We start from the raw sequence: 734 nt of genomic DNA, 5'->3' as shown, positions 1-734 counted from the left end.
ACTGTCTCATCCTTATATAAGTGATAAACACCTTTAAACTCTTTACCCATGCCAATAGGCCAGGTGATTGGTGCACACGCAATCTTTAGAACGTCTTCCACTTCGTCCATTAACTCTATCGGATCTCTAATATCCCTATCGAGCTTATTCATAAAGGTTACAATAGGCGTGTCACGAAGACGCGTAACCTCCATTAATTTGATTGTACGTTCCTCTACACCTTTGGCTGAATCAATCACCATCAAACTAGAGTCAACCGCAGTTAAGGTTCGATAAGTATCTTCCGAGAAATCTTCGTGCCCCGGCGTATCAAGCAAATTAACCAGACATTTATTAAATGGAAACTGCATCACCGAGGTCGTTACCGAGATACCACGCTCCTTTTCCATTTCCATCCAATCAGACTTTGCATGCTGACCGCTTTTCTTCCCTTTCACGGTACCGGCTTTTTGAATCGCCGCGCCAAATAACAGGACTTTTTCAGTAATGGTGGTCTTACCCGCATCAGGGTGAGAAATAATCGCAAAGGTTCTACGCGTGGAGATTTCATCTGTTATTTGTGACATTAAGAATACTTACCTTAAGATTTCGGCATGCCAGTCCGAAAACCAGCCTTAATAAAAATTTCTGTGATTATAAACGTCTGAGTATTTTTTCGCAGCAAGAGAAAAATTTAGACTTGAAGGTCGACCGATAACTCTAGTGTCATTAATACGGCATTTTCTTTTCCTTGA

General features: G+C 41.3%; 1 protein-coding gene. It reads right to left on the bottom strand.

Translation table 11 applies throughout. The features are described from left to right. Positions 1 to 566: GTP-binding protein (locus tag A3729_RS02650; protein WP_156497590.1), on the bottom strand; the 566-nt coding region annotated here is incomplete at its 3' end. Positions 567 to 734 lie beyond the last annotated feature (168 nt).

It is taken from the genome of Oleiphilus sp. HI0043, assembly GCF_001634935.1.
This window is presented reverse-complemented; position numbering and strand designations above follow the sequence as displayed.